Origin of the sequence: Acinetobacter sp. YH16042, assembly GCF_013417245.1 — a bacterium.
GTDB classification, from domain to species: domain Bacteria; phylum Pseudomonadota; class Gammaproteobacteria; order Pseudomonadales; family Moraxellaceae; genus Acinetobacter; species Acinetobacter amyesii.
In genome coordinates, this window is the sequence record NZ_VPEJ01000009.1 from 1 (window position 1) to 15,870 (window position 15,870).

16 protein-coding genes and 1 pseudogene are annotated in these 15,870 nt (G+C 39.6%); 11 read left to right on the top strand and 6 right to left on the bottom strand.

Annotated features, from left to right (window positions below):
* A pseudogene (locus FTV37_RS08270) lies at window positions 1-116 on the top strand (transposase); the annotation flags it as partial.
* A 48-nt stretch (window positions 117-164) separates the two neighbouring features.
* The gene (locus FTV37_RS08275) at window positions 165-614 is read left to right on the top strand and encodes a hypothetical protein (RefSeq protein WP_180022920.1); all 450 of its coding nucleotides are present in this window, start codon (window positions 165-167) and stop codon (window positions 612-614) included.
* A gap of 181 nt (window positions 615-795) precedes the next feature.
* Here the strand turns inward: FTV37_RS08275 and FTV37_RS08280 are convergent, their stop codons facing one another.
* From FTV37_RS08280 to FTV37_RS08295, 4 genes are all read right to left on the bottom strand, one after another.
* On the bottom strand, window positions 796-1,326 hold the full coding sequence (locus FTV37_RS08280) for a gamma carbonic anhydrase family protein (protein WP_180063507.1): 531 nt from the start codon (window positions 1,324-1,326) through the stop codon (window positions 796-798).
* A 103-nt stretch (window positions 1,327-1,429) separates the two neighbouring features.
* A complete protein-coding gene (gene dacC, locus FTV37_RS08285; RefSeq protein ID WP_078191838.1) occupies window positions 1,430-2,578 on the bottom strand; it encodes a D-alanyl-D-alanine carboxypeptidase PBP5/6 in 1,149 nt (382 codons plus the stop codon).
* Between the two features lie 118 nt (window positions 2,579-2,696).
* Entirely contained in the window at window positions 2,697-3,083 is a 387-nt protein-coding gene (locus tag FTV37_RS08290; RefSeq protein WP_180063508.1) for an MCR_0457 family protein, read from the bottom strand.
* Window positions 3,084-3,310: 227 nt separating this feature from the next.
* A complete protein-coding gene (locus tag FTV37_RS08295) occupies window positions 3,311-3,685 on the bottom strand; it encodes an MCR_0457 family protein (RefSeq protein ID WP_168377836.1) in 375 nt (124 codons plus the stop codon).
* 116 nt (window positions 3,686-3,801) lie between these two features.
* Here FTV37_RS08295 and surE point away from each other — a divergent pair, with 116 nt between their 5' ends.
* From surE to FTV37_RS08310, 3 genes are all read left to right on the top strand, one after another.
* Window positions 3,802-4,575 (top strand): 5'/3'-nucleotidase SurE, encoded by a 774-nt coding sequence (surE, locus tag FTV37_RS08300; protein WP_180063509.1) that lies wholly within the window; start codon window positions 3,802-3,804, stop codon window positions 4,573-4,575.
* Window positions 4,576-4,689: 114 nt separating this feature from the next.
* The gene (locus FTV37_RS08305; protein WP_180063556.1) at window positions 4,690-5,520 is read left to right on the top strand and encodes a peptidoglycan DD-metalloendopeptidase family protein; all 831 of its coding nucleotides are present in this window, start codon (window positions 4,690-4,692) and stop codon (window positions 5,518-5,520) included.
* Between the two features lie 92 nt (window positions 5,521-5,612).
* Entirely contained in the window at window positions 5,613-6,542 is a 930-nt protein-coding gene (locus FTV37_RS08310; protein ID WP_180063510.1) for a LysR family transcriptional regulator, read from the top strand.
* Between the two features lie 68 nt (window positions 6,543-6,610).
* On the opposite strand, the gene FTV37_RS08315 is transcribed toward FTV37_RS08310, so the two are convergent.
* A complete protein-coding gene (locus FTV37_RS08315) occupies window positions 6,611-7,822 on the bottom strand; it encodes an aspartate aminotransferase family protein (RefSeq protein WP_180063511.1) in 1,212 nt (403 codons plus the stop codon).
* 198 nt (window positions 7,823-8,020) lie between these two features.
* Between FTV37_RS08315 and grxD the strand changes: the two genes are divergently transcribed.
* Complete coding sequence (gene grxD, locus FTV37_RS08320) at window positions 8,021-8,362, top strand: Grx4 family monothiol glutaredoxin (RefSeq protein WP_067762767.1); 342 nt, start codon at window positions 8,021-8,023, stop codon at window positions 8,360-8,362.
* 180 nt (window positions 8,363-8,542) lie between these two features.
* Here grxD and FTV37_RS08325 read toward each other — a convergent pair whose 3' ends face one another.
* Window positions 8,543-11,191 (bottom strand): Lon protease family protein, encoded by a 2,649-nt coding sequence (locus FTV37_RS08325; protein ID WP_373683567.1) that lies wholly within the window; start codon window positions 11,189-11,191, stop codon window positions 8,543-8,545.
* 205 nt (window positions 11,192-11,396) lie between these two features.
* Here FTV37_RS08325 and FTV37_RS08330 point away from each other — a divergent pair, with 205 nt between their 5' ends.
* From FTV37_RS08330 to FTV37_RS08350, 5 genes are all read left to right on the top strand, one after another.
* A complete protein-coding gene (locus tag FTV37_RS08330) occupies window positions 11,397-13,541 on the top strand; it encodes an MFS transporter (RefSeq protein ID WP_180063513.1) in 2,145 nt (714 codons plus the stop codon).
* A gap of 198 nt (window positions 13,542-13,739) precedes the next feature.
* Window positions 13,740-14,141 carry a lactoylglutathione lyase gene (gloA, locus tag FTV37_RS08335; RefSeq protein WP_078191833.1) on the top strand — a complete coding sequence of 134 codons (402 nt, stop codon included), beginning with the start codon at window positions 13,740-13,742 and terminating at the stop codon, window positions 14,139-14,141.
* Between the two features lie 223 nt (window positions 14,142-14,364).
* Window positions 14,365-15,339 carry a bile acid:sodium symporter family protein gene (locus tag FTV37_RS08340; RefSeq protein WP_180026456.1) on the top strand — a complete coding sequence of 325 codons (975 nt, stop codon included), beginning with the start codon at window positions 14,365-14,367 and terminating at the stop codon, window positions 15,337-15,339.
* Between the two features lie 51 nt (window positions 15,340-15,390).
* A complete protein-coding gene (locus FTV37_RS08345; protein ID WP_180063514.1) occupies window positions 15,391-15,597 on the top strand; it encodes a hypothetical protein in 207 nt (68 codons plus the stop codon).
* A 118-nt stretch (window positions 15,598-15,715) separates the two neighbouring features.
* Complete coding sequence (locus FTV37_RS08350; RefSeq protein WP_180026454.1) at window positions 15,716-15,862, top strand: hypothetical protein; 147 nt, start codon at window positions 15,716-15,718, stop codon at window positions 15,860-15,862.
* Window positions 15,863-15,870: the final 8 nt, after the last annotated feature.

A 15,870-nucleotide genomic window follows, 5' to 3' on the forward strand; every position in this document is an offset into this window, starting at 1 on the left:
GGAAGCAGATGAAATATTATTGGCGAGATTTTCAAGTCATGACAGCTGATAAAATAGAGCAATGGGTGGAGAAAGTATCAAACCAATTCGGAAAAGAATACATGTTTACTTTTTAATGACAACTTAGTATCCCTTTTATGTCCCAATGTTTGATTTCTGTACTAATGCAAAAACCAGACTATGCTCGAGCAAGACCATCATCATTATTAGATGATGAAAGTTCTTATAATTTACTATACTCAGAACATACTCCATTAAATGTTTTTTATTTAGTAAGCCACATTGGTAAAAAAATTGAAGAGCTATACAGAAACATTGAGGGATTAGAGTCCAATCAGAGCTCAGATATTAAATTTCATATTTTATATGCTTCAATTTGTTTAACTGTTGAAAATCACAAGCCAAATATAAATAGCATTGATAAAGTTGATGAAGATTCCGTTTTAGAAAATATGTCGGAAGCTATTGCTATAACTAGGAGGTTGTACTTAGAGAATGGAGGGAATAATAAAACAGCTAAATCGCAACGATTTAAAGAAAAGCTGATTGCTGAAATTCAAGAAACTGTCAAGCAGAAAAATTTAAGAGATAATACTATAAACCAATCTGCTTAATATTTTATATAAATTCTCGTCAACTGTTTCCAAAATATATTATTTCGTACTTTGGAAATAGTTGATCGAATTTAAGCTAAGATGTTGCAAAGACCGTAAAGTGTTACTAATTTTCTTATCAAGGCCTGGCAGTTACATGTATTAGTTATATTTATATAAAACATCTTATGCAAAATTTATTTTATTTATAATTCCCCGCAACCTTCACATAATTTTGCGCTGAATACGGTAAAAATGCTTTTTCTTTATCCGTCAGTGGGCGGACTTTTTTAACAGGACTACCGACATATAAATAACCACTTTCTAGAACTTTATTGGGTGGAACAAGTGAACCAGCGCCTATCATCACATCATCTTCAACAATTACATCATCTAAAATAATCGTACCTATACCGACTAAAACACGATTACCAATGGTACAACCATGTAATTTCACATGATGACCAATCGTCACATCCTCACCAATAATCAGTGGAGAACCTTCAGGTTTATCGGCTTTTTTATGACTCACATGCAACATTGAGTGATCTTGCACATTAGAGTTTTTACCAATACGAATATGGTTTACATCACCACGAATCACCGCAAATGGCCATACCGAGACATTTTCAGCCAATACAACATCGCCAATCACCACGGACATTTCATCGATATAGCAAGAGTCATCAATACGTGGGGCAGTGTCTAAATAAGGGCGAATGTTTTGGCTCATAGGAAAGTCATCTACAGGTTTTTAGGCAGTATAAAATAAAAAAGCACCTAGACCGAAATCTAGATGCTTTCACTTTAGTCTTAATATCGAGTTTTCATCAAACTTAGAATAAGTTGCTAAAGAATTGCTTGATGTGATCAATCATTTTTGCAAAGAAACCAGCTTCTTCTACATTTTGTAGAGCAACAAGTGGTTTTTCAGCAATGACTTTACCATTGAGCGTTGCAACGTATTTACCAACCACTTGACCTTGTTTTAAAGGAGCAGTCAATTTAGGTTGAACAACCAATTGAGTTTTAATGGCGTTCGCTTCGCCTTTAGGCATCGTCACGTTAAAGTTTTCAGCTAGACCTACTTGAACTTCATTGTCTTTACCGTACCAAACTTTTGCTTTTGCAAGCACTTGTTTAGCAGGTTGAACTTTTACAGTTTCAAAGTTTGCATAACCCCAAGCTAAAATTTCACGTGTTTGAGATGCACGTTCGTTCATGCTTGGCGCACCAAAGATCACTGAAATTAAACGTAAAGGACCACGTTTAGCTGAAGTCGTTAAGCAGTAGCCAGCTTCTTCAGTATGACCAGTTTTTAAACCATCTACACTTGGGTCAGTATAAAGCAGGGCATTACGGTTGCCTTGCTTAATGCCATTGAACGTAAATTCTTTTTCAGAGTAGATCGGATAGTATTTTGAACTGTCATGAATGATATGTTGCGCAAGAGTCGCCATATCTTTGGCAGTCGAGAAATGACCTTCAGCTGGCATACCTGTCGCATTGATGAATTGAGTATTCACCATGCCAATACGTTTCGCTTCTTGGTTCATCATGTGGGCAAAGGTGCCTTCATTGCCAGCAATATGTTCTGCCATAGCTTTAGAAGCGTCATTACCCGACTGAATGATAATGCCACGTAACATTTCTAATGCAGTTGCAGTACCGTTGAGCGGAACGTACATACATGACTCAGTGCTGCTGCCGCGACACCAAGCCGACTCATTCATACGTACTTTTTCATTTTCAGTTAGTTCACCGCTTAATAACTTTTGCTCAATGATGTAACTGGTCATCATTTTTGTCATTGAAGCAGGAGCTAATTTTTCGTTTTCATTTTTAGAAGCAAGGATTTGCCCTGTCTCATAGTCCATCAGCACATAAGATTTATTATTTAATTCAGGTGGTGCAGAAAGGACAGTTGCCGCGAATGAAAAACTAGGTGCAAGTAGTAATGCGGCAAGGGCGGTTTTTCGGGTCATTCTGGGTGGTTCCAATAACTTAGGTATAAGCACAAAGAGCCTAGCATTTTAGGACAAAGCTAGGCGGACTGCTATGGGGTGCAAGCGCTTATTTTAAAAGTATTGTAACCAATTGGTATTATTTGCTGTAAGCAGTCAATTCTTTGCAAATCGCACCATTTTTCTTGTCACCAGCTTTCTTCGCATCAGACTGCGCTTCTTTTAAAGCTTCTTTAAAACTTTTTTGTTTGCTGAGCTGTTGTAAAGCATTTACAGGGTACTTTTCATTCGGCATATATTCTTTGGCTAATTTTGCATAACCCGCTTCAAACTTCGGCTGATCTTTGTCATTCACCAGTTTTGGACAGACTTCAGAAAGTACATAAATAGCTGCAAGTTCTTGACTGGTCACTTGAGGTGTAGGTGTCACTTCAATTTTTTCATCTGCGGCATGTGCAGACATGGTAGTGAACGCAAAAGCAGAAAGGCTAAGGGCACAAAGAGATTTTACAAAAGAGTTTTTCATTTAAATAACCTGTGAAATAACTTAAAAGATATCAAATAGCTAACATTTATTTGCCTAGCTTAATCATATTTTGGGTAGAGATCAGTAGAAAATTGTATTGAAGCTGTTTAAAAATCAATACATTGTGAAAGAAAAAAGGATGAGGCTATAAAGCGTCATCCTTTTTTGGCAGGTTTGATGCAATTAGGACTAACCTATTGAGAGGGCGTCCAAATCTGAATGATCAATTAACCTTCATAATTTAAAACGTCATCACAAACTGATTTTTGTTCAGCTTTATCAGTTTCTTTAGCAGCTTGACGTGCTTCTTCAAGAACTGATTTATATTCGCTGTCAGACTGTAGTTTTTCTAAAGTCATTGATTTATCAGAATAATCAGCAAGATATGTTTTAGTGAGTGCTTGAATGTTGGCATCAAATTTTGCATTTTGACCAATAATCGCAGGGCATACTTCTAACATGACTTGTGCAGATGCAATGTCTTCTTTTACGATGGTATTGGCTTCTTCTTGAGTGAAGTCATTGTCTGCGACCACAGTTTGAGTCATGCAAGCTGCTAGAGCAAAGCCCAATAAACCACGAAGTGCTACGGTTTTATTCATTTTGTACACACACATTTATGCTGGATGTTGAAATGTAAATATATATAATTATTCATATATTTCAATAAAATGTTCTTGCGAGTCATTTTTAATTTTTTAGTAATGGAAATTTAGTTGTGAATATATTAATTGCCAATGATGATGGCGTTTTTGCTCCCGGTATCCAAGCTTTAGCACATGCATTGCGTCCTCTCGGTCGTGTGGTGATTGTTGCACCTGAAAGTGAACGCAGTGGTTTTTCAAGTGCACTGACTTTAGATCGACCATTACGACCTGTCGAAATTGCACCAAATATGTGGGCGGTAAATGGCACACCTGCGGACTGTGTGTATTTATCAATGAATGGTCTGTTCGATTTTGAATTTGATTTGGTGGTGAGTGGGATCAATAGCGGCGCAAATCTGGGTGATGATGTGCTGTATTCAGGGACGGTCGGTGCCGCATTTGAAGGTCGTCTAATGAAACAACCTGCGCTAGCCGTGTCTTTGGCTGGGCCGAATGTGCGTAGTTATAACAACCCTGAAGATTATGCCGTAGCTGCACAATGGGTGCATGACTTTATTGCCAATGGCTTACCTGCGCTACCTGCACGACATATTTTTAATATCAATATTCCAGATGTCGCTGAACTTCAAGGCACTAAAGTGACCTATCAAGGGCGACGTTTACAGTCCAAACCGATTACCAGTCATGTAGACCCGCGTGGTCGTCAAGTCTATTGGATTGGCTTGGCAGGTGAGGCTGTGGCAGAGCCTAAAAAAGGCTTAACCGATATCGAGTCAGATTTCTTTGCCGTGGCAAATGGTTATGTCAGTGTAACGCCTATACAAATGGATGCTACAAACTATGAGATTTTGAATAACTTGCACTCAGAGTTATCTAAATCTTAAGTATTAATGTTATAACTTTGTGAAAATGGTTATGCCGCAACTTTTTTAGAGTGGATTTTTGCTAATCTTAGCCCATTCATAATGACTATATTTGAATTATTAGTGAGGAAGATGATGTCCCTGGTGTCACAATATCGCGTTATTACCGCTCCTGCAGCATTATTTAAGACCCTTGTTTTATCTGCTGCGGTTGTTACGACTTTGGTCATGACTGGCTGTGCGTCAAAACCACAAATTAATAATGCGACCCGTTATGCGACTGCTCCGGATTATTATACAGTTCGTTCGGGAGATACTTTAAGTGGCATTGCCGCTCGCTATGGTTTGAGCTATGTCAGCATTGCAGAAATGAACGATATTGCGCAGCCTTATCGCATCTATGTTGGACAATCCATTCGCCTTAAAAATGGCGGCTCACGTCGTACAACGTCTACGCAAGCCATGACTCAAGCGGCACCAATTCAACGCCAAACGATTGCAATGCCAACGCAAACAGCGCCCGTGACTCAAGCTTCAACCACTCCATCGACAGTGACGCGAACTACAGTTCCAACGCCAGTGGTCAGTTCTTCAAGTTTACGTTGGGTGAGTCCAGTATCGCGTCCTACGGTATTACAAGGCTATAATTTAGCATCGAATGTGAAAGGAACACGTTACGCAGGTAATACAGGTGATCCTATTTTTGCAGCAGCTGATGGTCAAGTGGTCTATGCCGCCGATGGTCTTAAAGAGTACGGCAATTTAATTTTGGTGAAGCATATTAATGGCTATATCACCGCATATGCACATAACAGTAAAATGAATGTCAAAAGTGGTGATACTGTGAAAGCAGGGCAGCAAATTGGTGAGATGGGTTCATCGGGTACAAACCGTACGATGCTTGAGTTTCAGGTGCGTTTAGATGGTAAACCAATCAATCCAACTGCAGTTTTACCAAATAATTAAATATATAATGCAAAAGCAAAATATCCCCGTATAATACAATGAGTTGCTTTTATCAAAAGATGAAGCTTCTCATAAGTTTATGAGGGAAATTTATGTTAGATCAACTTCGAGCAATGGGTGTCTTTGCTTGCGTTGTGGAAAAAAATTCGTTTAGCGGTGCTGCTCGTGAGTTAGGTATTACCACGAGTGCCGTGAGTCAGCAAATCCGCTCACTAGAGCAGGATATGGAAGTCATTCTTTTACATCGTTCAACACGTAAGTTGAGTTTGACAGAAGCTGGACAAGCTTTTTTTCATAGTTGCCAAGAGATGCTATCTGCCGCAGAGCGCGGCAAAATTCGTATCAATGAACTTCGTGACGACTTAGTCGGTGAATTACGTATTGCATCAACACCAGAACTTTGTGCGAATCATGTGATTCCTGCATTGTCACATTGGATGTCGGCACATCGTGGTTTATCCGTTCATCTAGAAGCAGATAATCAATATATTGACTTAATTGATGGACGCATTGATATTGCGCTACGCATGAGTTCAAAAATTGATGATCAACAGTTTCATGTGGTGCCATTGGCACATGTTGAACAAGTTCTCGTTGCTGCACCAAGCTATATCAACCAAACCAGTTTAATTACACGACCAGAAGATTTACAAAATCATGATATGGTTCAAATAAATTTGGTTAAAAACTTTCAGCATTTTGCATTTGAAAATGCAGTGACGAAAGAGCATGTTGCATTGGATGTGCATTCCCGATTTACAACAAATAATGTATTTGCTGCAAAAGCAATGTGCCAACAAGGACATGGCATTGCAAGAATATTATATCTAGATACGCAAAAAGACTTATTAAACGGTTCTCTTGTTGAAGTTTTACCAGAATGGCGCTTACCATCATTCACTCTATATGCTGTGATGTCTAAACGTGATCAACAGCCTACCAAGATTCATCGTTGCCTAGATGCATTAAAATTGTATTTCAGTCAATTACCAGGCGGACGTGTATACCAAGAAGCCTCATAAAAACAAAAAAGGTTTAAAAAGATATAAAAAAAGCCGCAATCAGCGGCTTTTTTTACTTTCGGCACAAATTACGCTAGAAAGTTTTTCACCATTTTAACAATGCGTTCAATCAAGATATCCGCTTGTTCTTTATTGATATTCAGCGTAGGCAATAAACGAATCACTGAGCCTGCTGTTACGTTAATAATCAAGTGATGCTCATCACGAGCAATATTCACAAGTTCGCCACATGCTTTTGGTAATTCAATACCGACCATCAAACCAAAACCACGAACAGTCACGTTTTGCTCTGAAAGTTGCTCTGTGAATTGCTCAACAAGATACGCCCCCATATTTGCAGCATTTTCAACAAGGTTTTCTTTTTGAATGGTATCAATCACGGTATAAACCACACGTGAACCTAATGCTGTACCGCTATAAGTTGAACCGTGGTTACCCGCTGTTAAAATGCCAACACCACGACCTTGAGTCATGACTGCGCCGATAGGGAAGCCATTACCCAGACCTTTAGCTGTAGTTAGCACGTCAGGAATAATATTGGTGTGTTGATATGCAAAGTATTTACCAGTACGGCCGTTACCTGTTTGCACTTCATCAAGCATCATTAACCAGTTGTGTTGGTTACAGATACGACGAATATCTTCTAAATAGCTAAAACCTTGAGGAGCAGTGTTGACGCCACCTTCGCCTTGGATCGGCTCAACCAAAATCGCTACGATGTCTGGGTGGTGAATTGCAGCTTCTTCAATTGCTTCAATATCACCGAAAGGTACACGGATAAAACCTTCAACCAATGGGCCAAAGCCTTCTTGAACTTTTTTGTTACCTGTTGCAGATAAGGTTGCCATGGTACGACCATGGAAAGAATGATCAGCAACGATAATTTTAGGGCTTGCAACACCTTGCATATGACCAAATTTACGTGCAATTTTGATTGCACCTTCATTTGATTCTGCACCACTATTTGAGAAGAAAACTTCTTCCATACCCGCAACTTCAGCTAATTTTTGCGCAGCAGCCGTTTGCCAAGGCACTTCAAATAAGTTACTGGTATGAATGAGGGTCGCTGCCTGTTCAGCAATTGCAGCTGTAATTGCAGGATGTGAGTGACCTAAACCACAAACAGCTATCCCTGTCAGTGCGTCTAAGTATTCTGTGCCATCTGCGGTATACAGGTGAGCACCTTGACCTCGGACAAAGCTGATCGGTTGGCGGCCAAATACTGGCATCAAGTGCGATGGTTGATCAGTTTGTACTGGGGCAAGGGTAATGTTATTCATGACTAACTCTAATTTGTCAGGTGATTGAAATAATATAGAGGAGACGCCATATATATATGAGCATCAAGAGGTCTATATAAGCAAAATATGACTCACTTGAAAAGCTGAAATGTAAATAAAACGTGAAATATTGCTTTAGTCATATTGTTTTACTCAGTTTTGGGTATAATGCGAAGCAGATTTATTGAGGATATATCAATGACTGAACAAGCACGCGATACAGAAGCGTTAATTCGTGACCAAATTGCTAAACACGCAGTTCTACTTTACATGAAAGGCACTCCACAGTTTCCACAGTGTGGTTTCTCTGCGCGTGCAGTAGAAGCGCTCAGTCAAATTGGTCGTCCATTTGCTTATGTAAATATTCTTGAAAATCAAGATATTCGCGCAACTCTTCCACAAATTGCAAACTGGCCGACTTTCCCACAATTATGGATCAATGGTGAATTGATTGGTGGTAGCGACATTATGCTTGATATGTTCCAAAAAGGTGAATTACAACCTTTAGTTGAACAATATAGCCCAGCTCCTGAAGCTTAATTGGATGTGTATTTGATGATTTTAATCATTGGATACAGATAAAAATAGCGCCTTTAAGGCGCTTTTTTTATGACTTAATTATCAAAAAAATCGGAGTTTATGCGTTTTCCACCATTTCAAAGGCATTTAAAGTGTAATGAATGGTGGAAAAATCAACAAATGAATAAACTCATCGAAGATTTATGACGGATTGTCTTCAGTCGGACTTTCTTCAACACGTTGCTCGTTTTCAGGAGTCCCATTTTTAGCAGTACTGTCTTGAGCTTCAGACTTCTTTGCCTTTTTATCTTTGTCCTTTTTTGACTTCTTCTTTTTTTTCTTTTTCTTTGGCTCTTCTTCCTCAAACTCAGCACCATCTTCAATCGCTTGCCAGTATTCAAGTTGCTCCATGACAGCAGCGTAGATTGAGCCTTTGCTATAACGACCTTTTTTATCAAGAGTGCCTACTGGACGCGCCATCAAAATTTCTAGAGCTTGGTCAATGGTATCTATGGCGTGAATATGGAATTGACCTTGTTGCACAGCTTCAATCACATCTTTGCGTAACATTAAGTGCTGCATATTTTGGCGTGGAATAATCACACCTTGCTTGCCTGTTAGCCCTTGTAATTTACATGCATCATAGAAGCCTTCAATCTTGGCATTTACACCACCAATCGGTTGAACTTGACCCAATTGGTTCATTGAGCCAGTGATTGCCCATGATTGATCGATCGGTAATTGGCTAATAGCGGAAATAAGAGCTGAAAGCTCTGCAACAGTTGCGCTGTCGCCATCTACTTGGCCATAGCTTTGCTCAAAGGCAAGGGCAGCAGAAAAATGTAAAATTTGTTCACGACCAAAGTGTGCCTTTAAGAAACTCGACATCAGCAGGACGCCTTTGGCATGCAGAGAACCACCGAGTTCTACACTACGCTCGATATCTAAAATATCGCCGCCACCTTGATAAACCGAAGCCGTTAAACGTGACGGTAAACCAAATTCAACATCAGCATATTGAATCACAGAGAGGGCGTTAATCTGCCCGAATCGATGACCTTTGGTTTCGATTAACTGTGTACCGCGACTGAGATCTTGCCAATATAATTCACGTAAGTAGCCTAGACGGTATTTACGATGATCAAGAGCGGTGTTGATATGTGTTTCTGTCACCATTTTATCGCCAGCAAGTGCTGCATGATGATGTGCTTCACGAATCAAATCACCTAAGGTGAGGGCATGTAATGACAAAGAGCTTTGATCTTCAGCTTGACGACTTGAATCAGTTAACAGTGCAGCAAGTGCTGTACGGTCAAACGGCAGAAGTTTGTCTGTTTGCACATAATCAGCAATTAGCTGCATATATGCCTGCTCATTAATGTCATTACGTTGTAATGTATCGGTAAAATCGGCACGAATTTTAAAGACACTGCCCAGTTCTGGTTCGAGTTCTAAAATATCGTAATAAATATCAGGTTCAGCAAGCAGGATCACTTTGATATTTAAATCAATAGCTTCAGGCTCAATCGAAATACTGCCTGTCAATGTAAGCATATGTTCAAGTGAAGATAGCTTTAAATGTCCTGACTTTAATGCACGTTTTAGACCTTGCCATGCATAAGGCTGCTCTAAAAGTTGTTCAGCTTCCAAGATGAGGAATCCACCATTGGCCTTATGCAATGCACCAGGACGGATTAACGTAAAGTCTGTGGTGATGGTGCCATTTTGGGTCAGTTGTTCGACATGACCTAGCAAATTGTAATGGGTTGGGAAATCTTCAAAAATAACTGGCGCACCAGCATTTGGTTTGTGTGTGGCGATAATGTTAGCTTGGTAGCGAGATGGCACGCGGTTAAATAGGCCAGGTGTAAAGTCATCTTCTTCTTGCTCAAGCACAAACTCAACATTTTGAATGATGTCATCTGCATATTGCTTCAGATAATCTTCCAAGCCTTCAACCATGCTGAATTTATTTTGAATTACATCAATACGCGGCATGACGACTTGTTTAGCAATTTCACGGTTTAAAACCTGAACTTTATCGCGTGCGTCATCTTCAAGATCACCAAGATGTAGACCAAGGCGTTCAAGTTTTTTATCCATATAACGGACGTTTGACGCAATTTCAGCTCGTTGTTTACTGCTTAGTGCATTGATGTCTTCTTTGGACATTTCTTGGTATTTGTTATCGACCAAATGCACGGGAACGAAACAATGATCATCATCCTGAGAAATCAGTTTAAGATCGAGCTCTTCACCTTCTCGGGTTAATTCAACTAAAGCAAGATGTTGTTCATCACCAGCATGTTGGCGAATCATTTCAATGCGATTGTGATAGGTTTCTGCGGTGAAGCGACGTTCAAGCTGTTTTAATATAGTTTGCCAACTTTGATGTAATAACGTTTGGAATTTTGTCGCTTGACCAGAAGGAAGTTTCAGCGCAATCGGTTCACGCGGAAACTTGAAATTATTGACATACACCCAGTCTGAAGGCGTTGGCATATTTTTAGCGTGTTGTTGTAATAAGCGCTTAATCATGGTGCGCTTACCTAAGCCTGCGGTACCTACAGCAAAAATGTTATAGCCTGAATAGGGCAATGCAATGCCAGCTTCAACCGAAGCACGGGCACGATCTTGTCCTAAAAAGTCATTGAGTGGTTTGATCCGCTTGGTAGACGTCGGTATTTTTTTAAGCTCAGGCGTATGCGTCAGCTGAAGCGGCTGCAACTGGGTTTTAGTTAAAGTATTCTGTATTTCGGGTTGATCAAAAGCACTCTTTAGTGTCGTTACTGTTTCTGCTAAGTTTTTTGTGTTGGTTTCATTAATGGTGGTTGATAAAGAAGAGTGAATTTGTTCAAGTCGCTGGGTCACTGTTGAATCCAAAAAACTAAAGAATAGAGATATGTAATTAAGGTATACAGGTTTAATGCCAAAGATCAAGCAACAGCATGCGAAATATCGATAAAATAAAACAATGATTTCATAAATGTTGTTGAAACCGTTGTCATTAAGCGCTTGAATAGCAACATTCGATTTTGACAAAAATAACTGAGTCATGACAACACAAGCTTCAGGATGGAAATCTGCTTTTACTGCATTTTTAGACCGACGTGCGCTGATTATGCTTTTTCTTGGCTTTTCGGCCGGTATCCCAATTTTACTGATCTTTTCCAGTTTATCGCTTTGGTTAGGTGAAGCAGGAATTGATAAAAGTGCAGTGACTTTTTTTAGTTGGGCAGCGCTTGGCTATTCGTTTAAGTTTGTTTGGGCGCCATTAATTGATGAGTTACCTGTGCCATTTTTAACCAAACAACTCGGACGGCGCCGTGCATGGTTGTTGATCGCTCAAGTTCTCATTATCTGTGCAATTTGTATCATGGCATTTTCAGACCCAGCTTTAGGACAAAGCTATATTTACCAAATGGCTGCTGGAGCCGTATTACTAGGTTTTTCTGCCGCAACGCAAGACATTGTGATTGATGCTTATCGTATTGAGTTGGCTGAAACTGAAATGCAGACCGTTTTAGCTTCGACCTATAATGCAGGTTATCGTATCGGCATGATCGTGGCAGGTGCAGGGGCGTTATTTTTGGCTGCATATTTAGGCACGGCCAAAGGTAACTATATTTATGAAGCTTGGAAATATACTTACCTTGCAATGGCTGCTGTGATGGCTATCGGTATTATCACAACTTTATCGATACGTGAGCCGCAGGTTGACCGTGTACAAAAGCATTATAAACGGACCGACTATTATCGTTTAGTCGCTGTATTCTTTGCTGCCGTGGTTGCCTTTGTCTTGAGTTATATCTATTCAGGTGTAGCGGTTGAAAGTTTGAAAGAGCAGTGGCAAATTTCAGATTCATTTACCTTGTTCTGTTTAGAGGCTGTGCGCTTTATTGGTTCAGCTGTGGTTGCTTTTGGTATCGGTTCAGTTTTAGTGAAATCAGGTGCTGTAAATAAGCAGATGGCATTTGAAACTTGGGTTAATCCAGTTGCAGATTTCTTTAAGCGTTATGGTCTAAAACTGGCTTTAGTGCTGTTGTTACTTATTGGTTTTTACCGTATTTCCGATATTATCGCCGGCGTCATTTCTAATGTGTTTTATCAAGATTTAAACTTCACCAAAGAGCAGATTGCTGAAGCTGTAAAAGTCTATGGTGTGATTTTTAGCTTGGTTGGCGGCTTCCTTGGCGGTTTGCTAGCGCAGCGCATGAACATTATGAAATTGATGTTTGTTGGTGCGATTTTAGCAAGTTCAACAAACTTGATTTTTATCGGTCTGGTCAAATCAGGTCAGCCATTAAGCGATGTCATTGTAAATGTAGCAGGGCAGCAATATACAGCGACGCCGGATGACACGGGTGCTTGGGCAGTTCAAATTCCAAAAGCAGTCTTGGCTGCAGATCAAAATATTAAAGTCAGTGCGGATTATCAGTCTAAGAATCAACATCCAGTACAGGTGAGTTTGCCGTATTTGAATAATGCTTTTTCAAACTCAGCAATGATGTTGCTGCCAGTGACTTCAGATAACATGATTTCAGCTCAAGAGACTGCAAATAGTATCGTGGTCCGTGGACAATACTTGGCAGGCGAGTTAAAAGAAAGTCAAAAAATTCAAATTATTTTGGATGCTAAACCATTCGACGCGAAGCTTGATAAAACTGGTGTTTTTAGTGCTGCAATTCCAGGTCAAGCGCTCGAAACAGCAAAGCAAAAAACATTAACGGCTCAACTACTAGAAAATGATGTGGTGAAAAAGAGTGTCGATTTAGCATATCAAGTGAATACATCGGCCAATATGGCGGGTGTGCTTGGTGTTGATATTCAACCGATTAACTTAGCAAGTGCTGAACAGAATGTGGACATCAAAGGTAAGGTCATTAAGCCTTATAGTTCGCTGTGGCTGTATTTTGCGATTATTGTTGATAACTTGGCTTCTGGTCTTGCTGGTGCGGCATTTATTGCATTTTTATCGAGCTTAACCAGTGTTTCTTTCACAGCTGTTCAATATGCCATCTTTAGTTCATTAATGACCTTAACCCCTAAAATTTTAGGCGGTTACTCAGGTACGATTGTGACCAATATCGGTTATCCAAACTTTTTCTTGATGACAACTCTAATTGGTATTCCGATTTTAATTTTAGTGGTTTGGGTCGCCAAACTATTGAGAGAACATGAACAGAAATCCAGTTCATAATTCAATTTAACTTAAAAAAAGCCTATTCAGTTTGAGTGGGCTTTTTTATTCTAAGCTGTTGAATAGCCTAAGCAGGTCTACGGTTTTGGACAAGGATATTTGAAATAAGGCGGTATATGTGCTCTAGACTTAAATTGAACTTTGCATGTTAAATCCCTATAGTATTCAAACATAATGATAGATTTAGGAAACTCGATTATGCGCATGCTGCATACCATGTTACGTGTAGGCAATTTAGAGCGTTCATTGGCGTTCTATACTGAAGTACTCGGTATGACTTTGCTTCGTAAGCGTGATTATGAAGAAGGTCGTTTTACTTTGGCATTTGTGGGCTATGGTGATGAAGAAAATCATACCGTACTCGAGTTAACGCATAACTGGGATACGGAGAGTTATGAATTGGGTAACGCTTATGGCCATATTGCTATTGCAGTAGATGATGCCTACAAGGCTTGTGAAGAAATTAAAGCACGTGGCGGAAACGTGGTACGTGAAGCAGGACCAATGAAAGGTGGTGTGACCGTCATTGCCTTTGTTGAAGATCCCGATGGCTATAAAATTGAGTTGATCCAACAAGACTCAAATGCACGAAATAATTAATGTGCAATCATTAATATAAAGTCATCTGTAATTCTGAATATTCTTATTTATAAATTTTTTTGCGTTGAGCTCACTATCAACGTTTAAAATAATGAATATATCGGAGAAAAGCTGGCTTTATTTATATGGCCCAGTAAGATGAAATTTACTCAATGGTAAATTTAGCTTATTGGGCATTTTTGTGCCGATGAGCTTTAAAGGGAAATTTGTACAGGATGTTGTTATGCTAAAAATGTTGGCTTTGGATCGTTTTACCATTCTACTTTTTGTAATGGTCATACTTGCGACTTTTTTGCCTGTTAGTGGTCAAGCTGCAGAAATCTTTGGCTATATTACCACGGCTGCAATTGCCATTTTATTTTTCCTCCATGGTGCAAAGTTATCTCGTGAGGCTGTGGTTGAAGGCATTATGCACTGGAAGTTACATGCTTTAGTTTTTGCTTTTACCTTTGCATTATTTCCATTACTGGGTTTAATGGCGAAACCAATCCTCGTGCCGATGTTAGGGCAAGAGTTGTATTGGGGCTTTTTGTTTATGTGCTTTTTACCTTCGACAGTACAGTCTTCTATTGCATTTACTTCGGTAGCACAGGGTAATGTTGCTGGCGCAGTCTGTAGTGCATCATTTTCAAATATTATTGGGATGTTTATTACCCCAGTGATGGTGGCCTATTTTATTCTTGGTCAGTCACAACATAACTATGATCCGACGGCATCTATTATCCAAATTACCCTGTTATTACTGATTCCCTTCATTTTAGGGCAGCTCCTCCGTCCTTGGGTGTTTCCTTATATGAAGAAAATGCCAAAAATCGTGAAGGTATTTGATCAGGGCTCAATTTTGATGGTGGTCTATGGTGCATTCAGTAGTGCAGTGGTGGCAGGGCTATGGCATCAAGTGAGTGGTATGACCTTATTCCTATTGATTGTGGCGTGCTCTGCCTTGTTAACGATCATTATGTTATTGGCGCTATATGTACCACGTTGGTTGGGCTTTAGCCGAGCTGATCAAAAGACGATTTTCTTTTGTGGTTCTAAAAAAACCTTGGCGAGCGGCGTGCCCATGGCACAAATTTTATTTATTGGGCAGCCGATGGGGATGATAGTTTTACCGATTATGATCTTTCACCAAATTCAGTTGATGGTCTGTGGTGTGATTGCCAACCTTTGGGCAAAACAAAGCCGTGGGCAAGAATAGGGCGAGATGAATAGGTCCTTTTAAAATACCTTATATAGATGAAAAAAAATCATGAAAATTAAAAGAGGCTTCTTCATTTTATTCTTGGGTTTGAACACAGTCGTTCATGCTCAAGAGGATTTATCTTTAAATAGTAACCGTGATGTCATTGAAAAAATGCCGCTCATCAGCCTACAGTCAATGCTAGATTTTTGTCGTGATCGACAACCACAGATCAATACGGAATTAGATCAGGCTTATCAAGCTGCAAAAACTTAAATTAATTGCTGCAGTTCAGGCTATCCGTTTTAATGGTGTAGAGCCATTAAAGGCAAAAGATGTTGATCTGTCAGTCGATGCACAATTTAAACAGCAGCTTCAAAGTATTTTAGAGGGTATGAGCAGATCATTACAGTCAGTAAATGCTACGACGTTTTGTCCTGCATTTATTGAAAGATTAAACCATTTTGATCAAGCCCAATTTCAGCGTACAGTCGAATTACAATATCAGAAATATTTAGAGCAAGCTCAACCTAAAGAGTAGAGCGATTC

Bases quoted from the DNA above. Each gene is read 5' to 3' on its own strand.
- FTV37_RS08275 (WP_180022920.1), top strand. From the start codon at position 165: ATGCAAAAACCAGACTATGCTCGAGCAAGACCATCATCATTATTAGAT.
- FTV37_RS08330 (WP_180063513.1), top strand. From the start codon at position 11,397: ATGACAACACAAGCTTCAGGATGGAAATCTGCTTTTACTGCATTTTTA.
- FTV37_RS08290 (WP_180063508.1), bottom strand. From the start codon at position 3,083: ATGAAAAACTCTTTTGTAAAATCTCTTTGTGCCCTTAGCCTTTCTGCT.
- gloA (WP_078191833.1), top strand. From the start codon at position 13,740: ATGCGCATGCTGCATACCATGTTACGTGTAGGCAATTTAGAGCGTTCA.
- FTV37_RS08295 (WP_168377836.1), bottom strand. From the start codon at position 3,685: ATGAATAAAACCGTAGCACTTCGTGGTTTATTGGGCTTTGCTCTAGCA.
- FTV37_RS08310 (WP_180063510.1), top strand. From the start codon at position 5,613: ATGTTAGATCAACTTCGAGCAATGGGTGTCTTTGCTTGCGTTGTGGAA.
- FTV37_RS08345 (WP_180063514.1), top strand. From the start codon at position 15,391: ATGAAAATTAAAAGAGGCTTCTTCATTTTATTCTTGGGTTTGAACACA.
- FTV37_RS08350 (WP_180026454.1), top strand. From the start codon at position 15,716: ATGAGCAGATCATTACAGTCAGTAAATGCTACGACGTTTTGTCCTGCA.
- FTV37_RS08315 (WP_180063511.1), bottom strand. From the start codon at position 7,822: ATGAATAACATTACCCTTGCCCCAGTACAAACTGATCAACCATCGCAC.
- grxD (WP_067762767.1), top strand. From the start codon at position 8,021: ATGACTGAACAAGCACGCGATACAGAAGCGTTAATTCGTGACCAAATT.
- FTV37_RS08280 (WP_180063507.1), bottom strand. From the start codon at position 1,326: ATGAGCCAAAACATTCGCCCTTATTTAGACACTGCCCCACGTATTGAT.
- FTV37_RS08305 (WP_180063556.1), top strand. From the start codon at position 4,690: ATGTCCCTGGTGTCACAATATCGCGTTATTACCGCTCCTGCAGCATTA.
- FTV37_RS08340 (WP_180026456.1), top strand. From the start codon at position 14,365: ATGCTAAAAATGTTGGCTTTGGATCGTTTTACCATTCTACTTTTTGTA.
- dacC (WP_078191838.1), bottom strand. From the start codon at position 2,578: ATGACCCGAAAAACCGCCCTTGCCGCATTACTACTTGCACCTAGTTTT.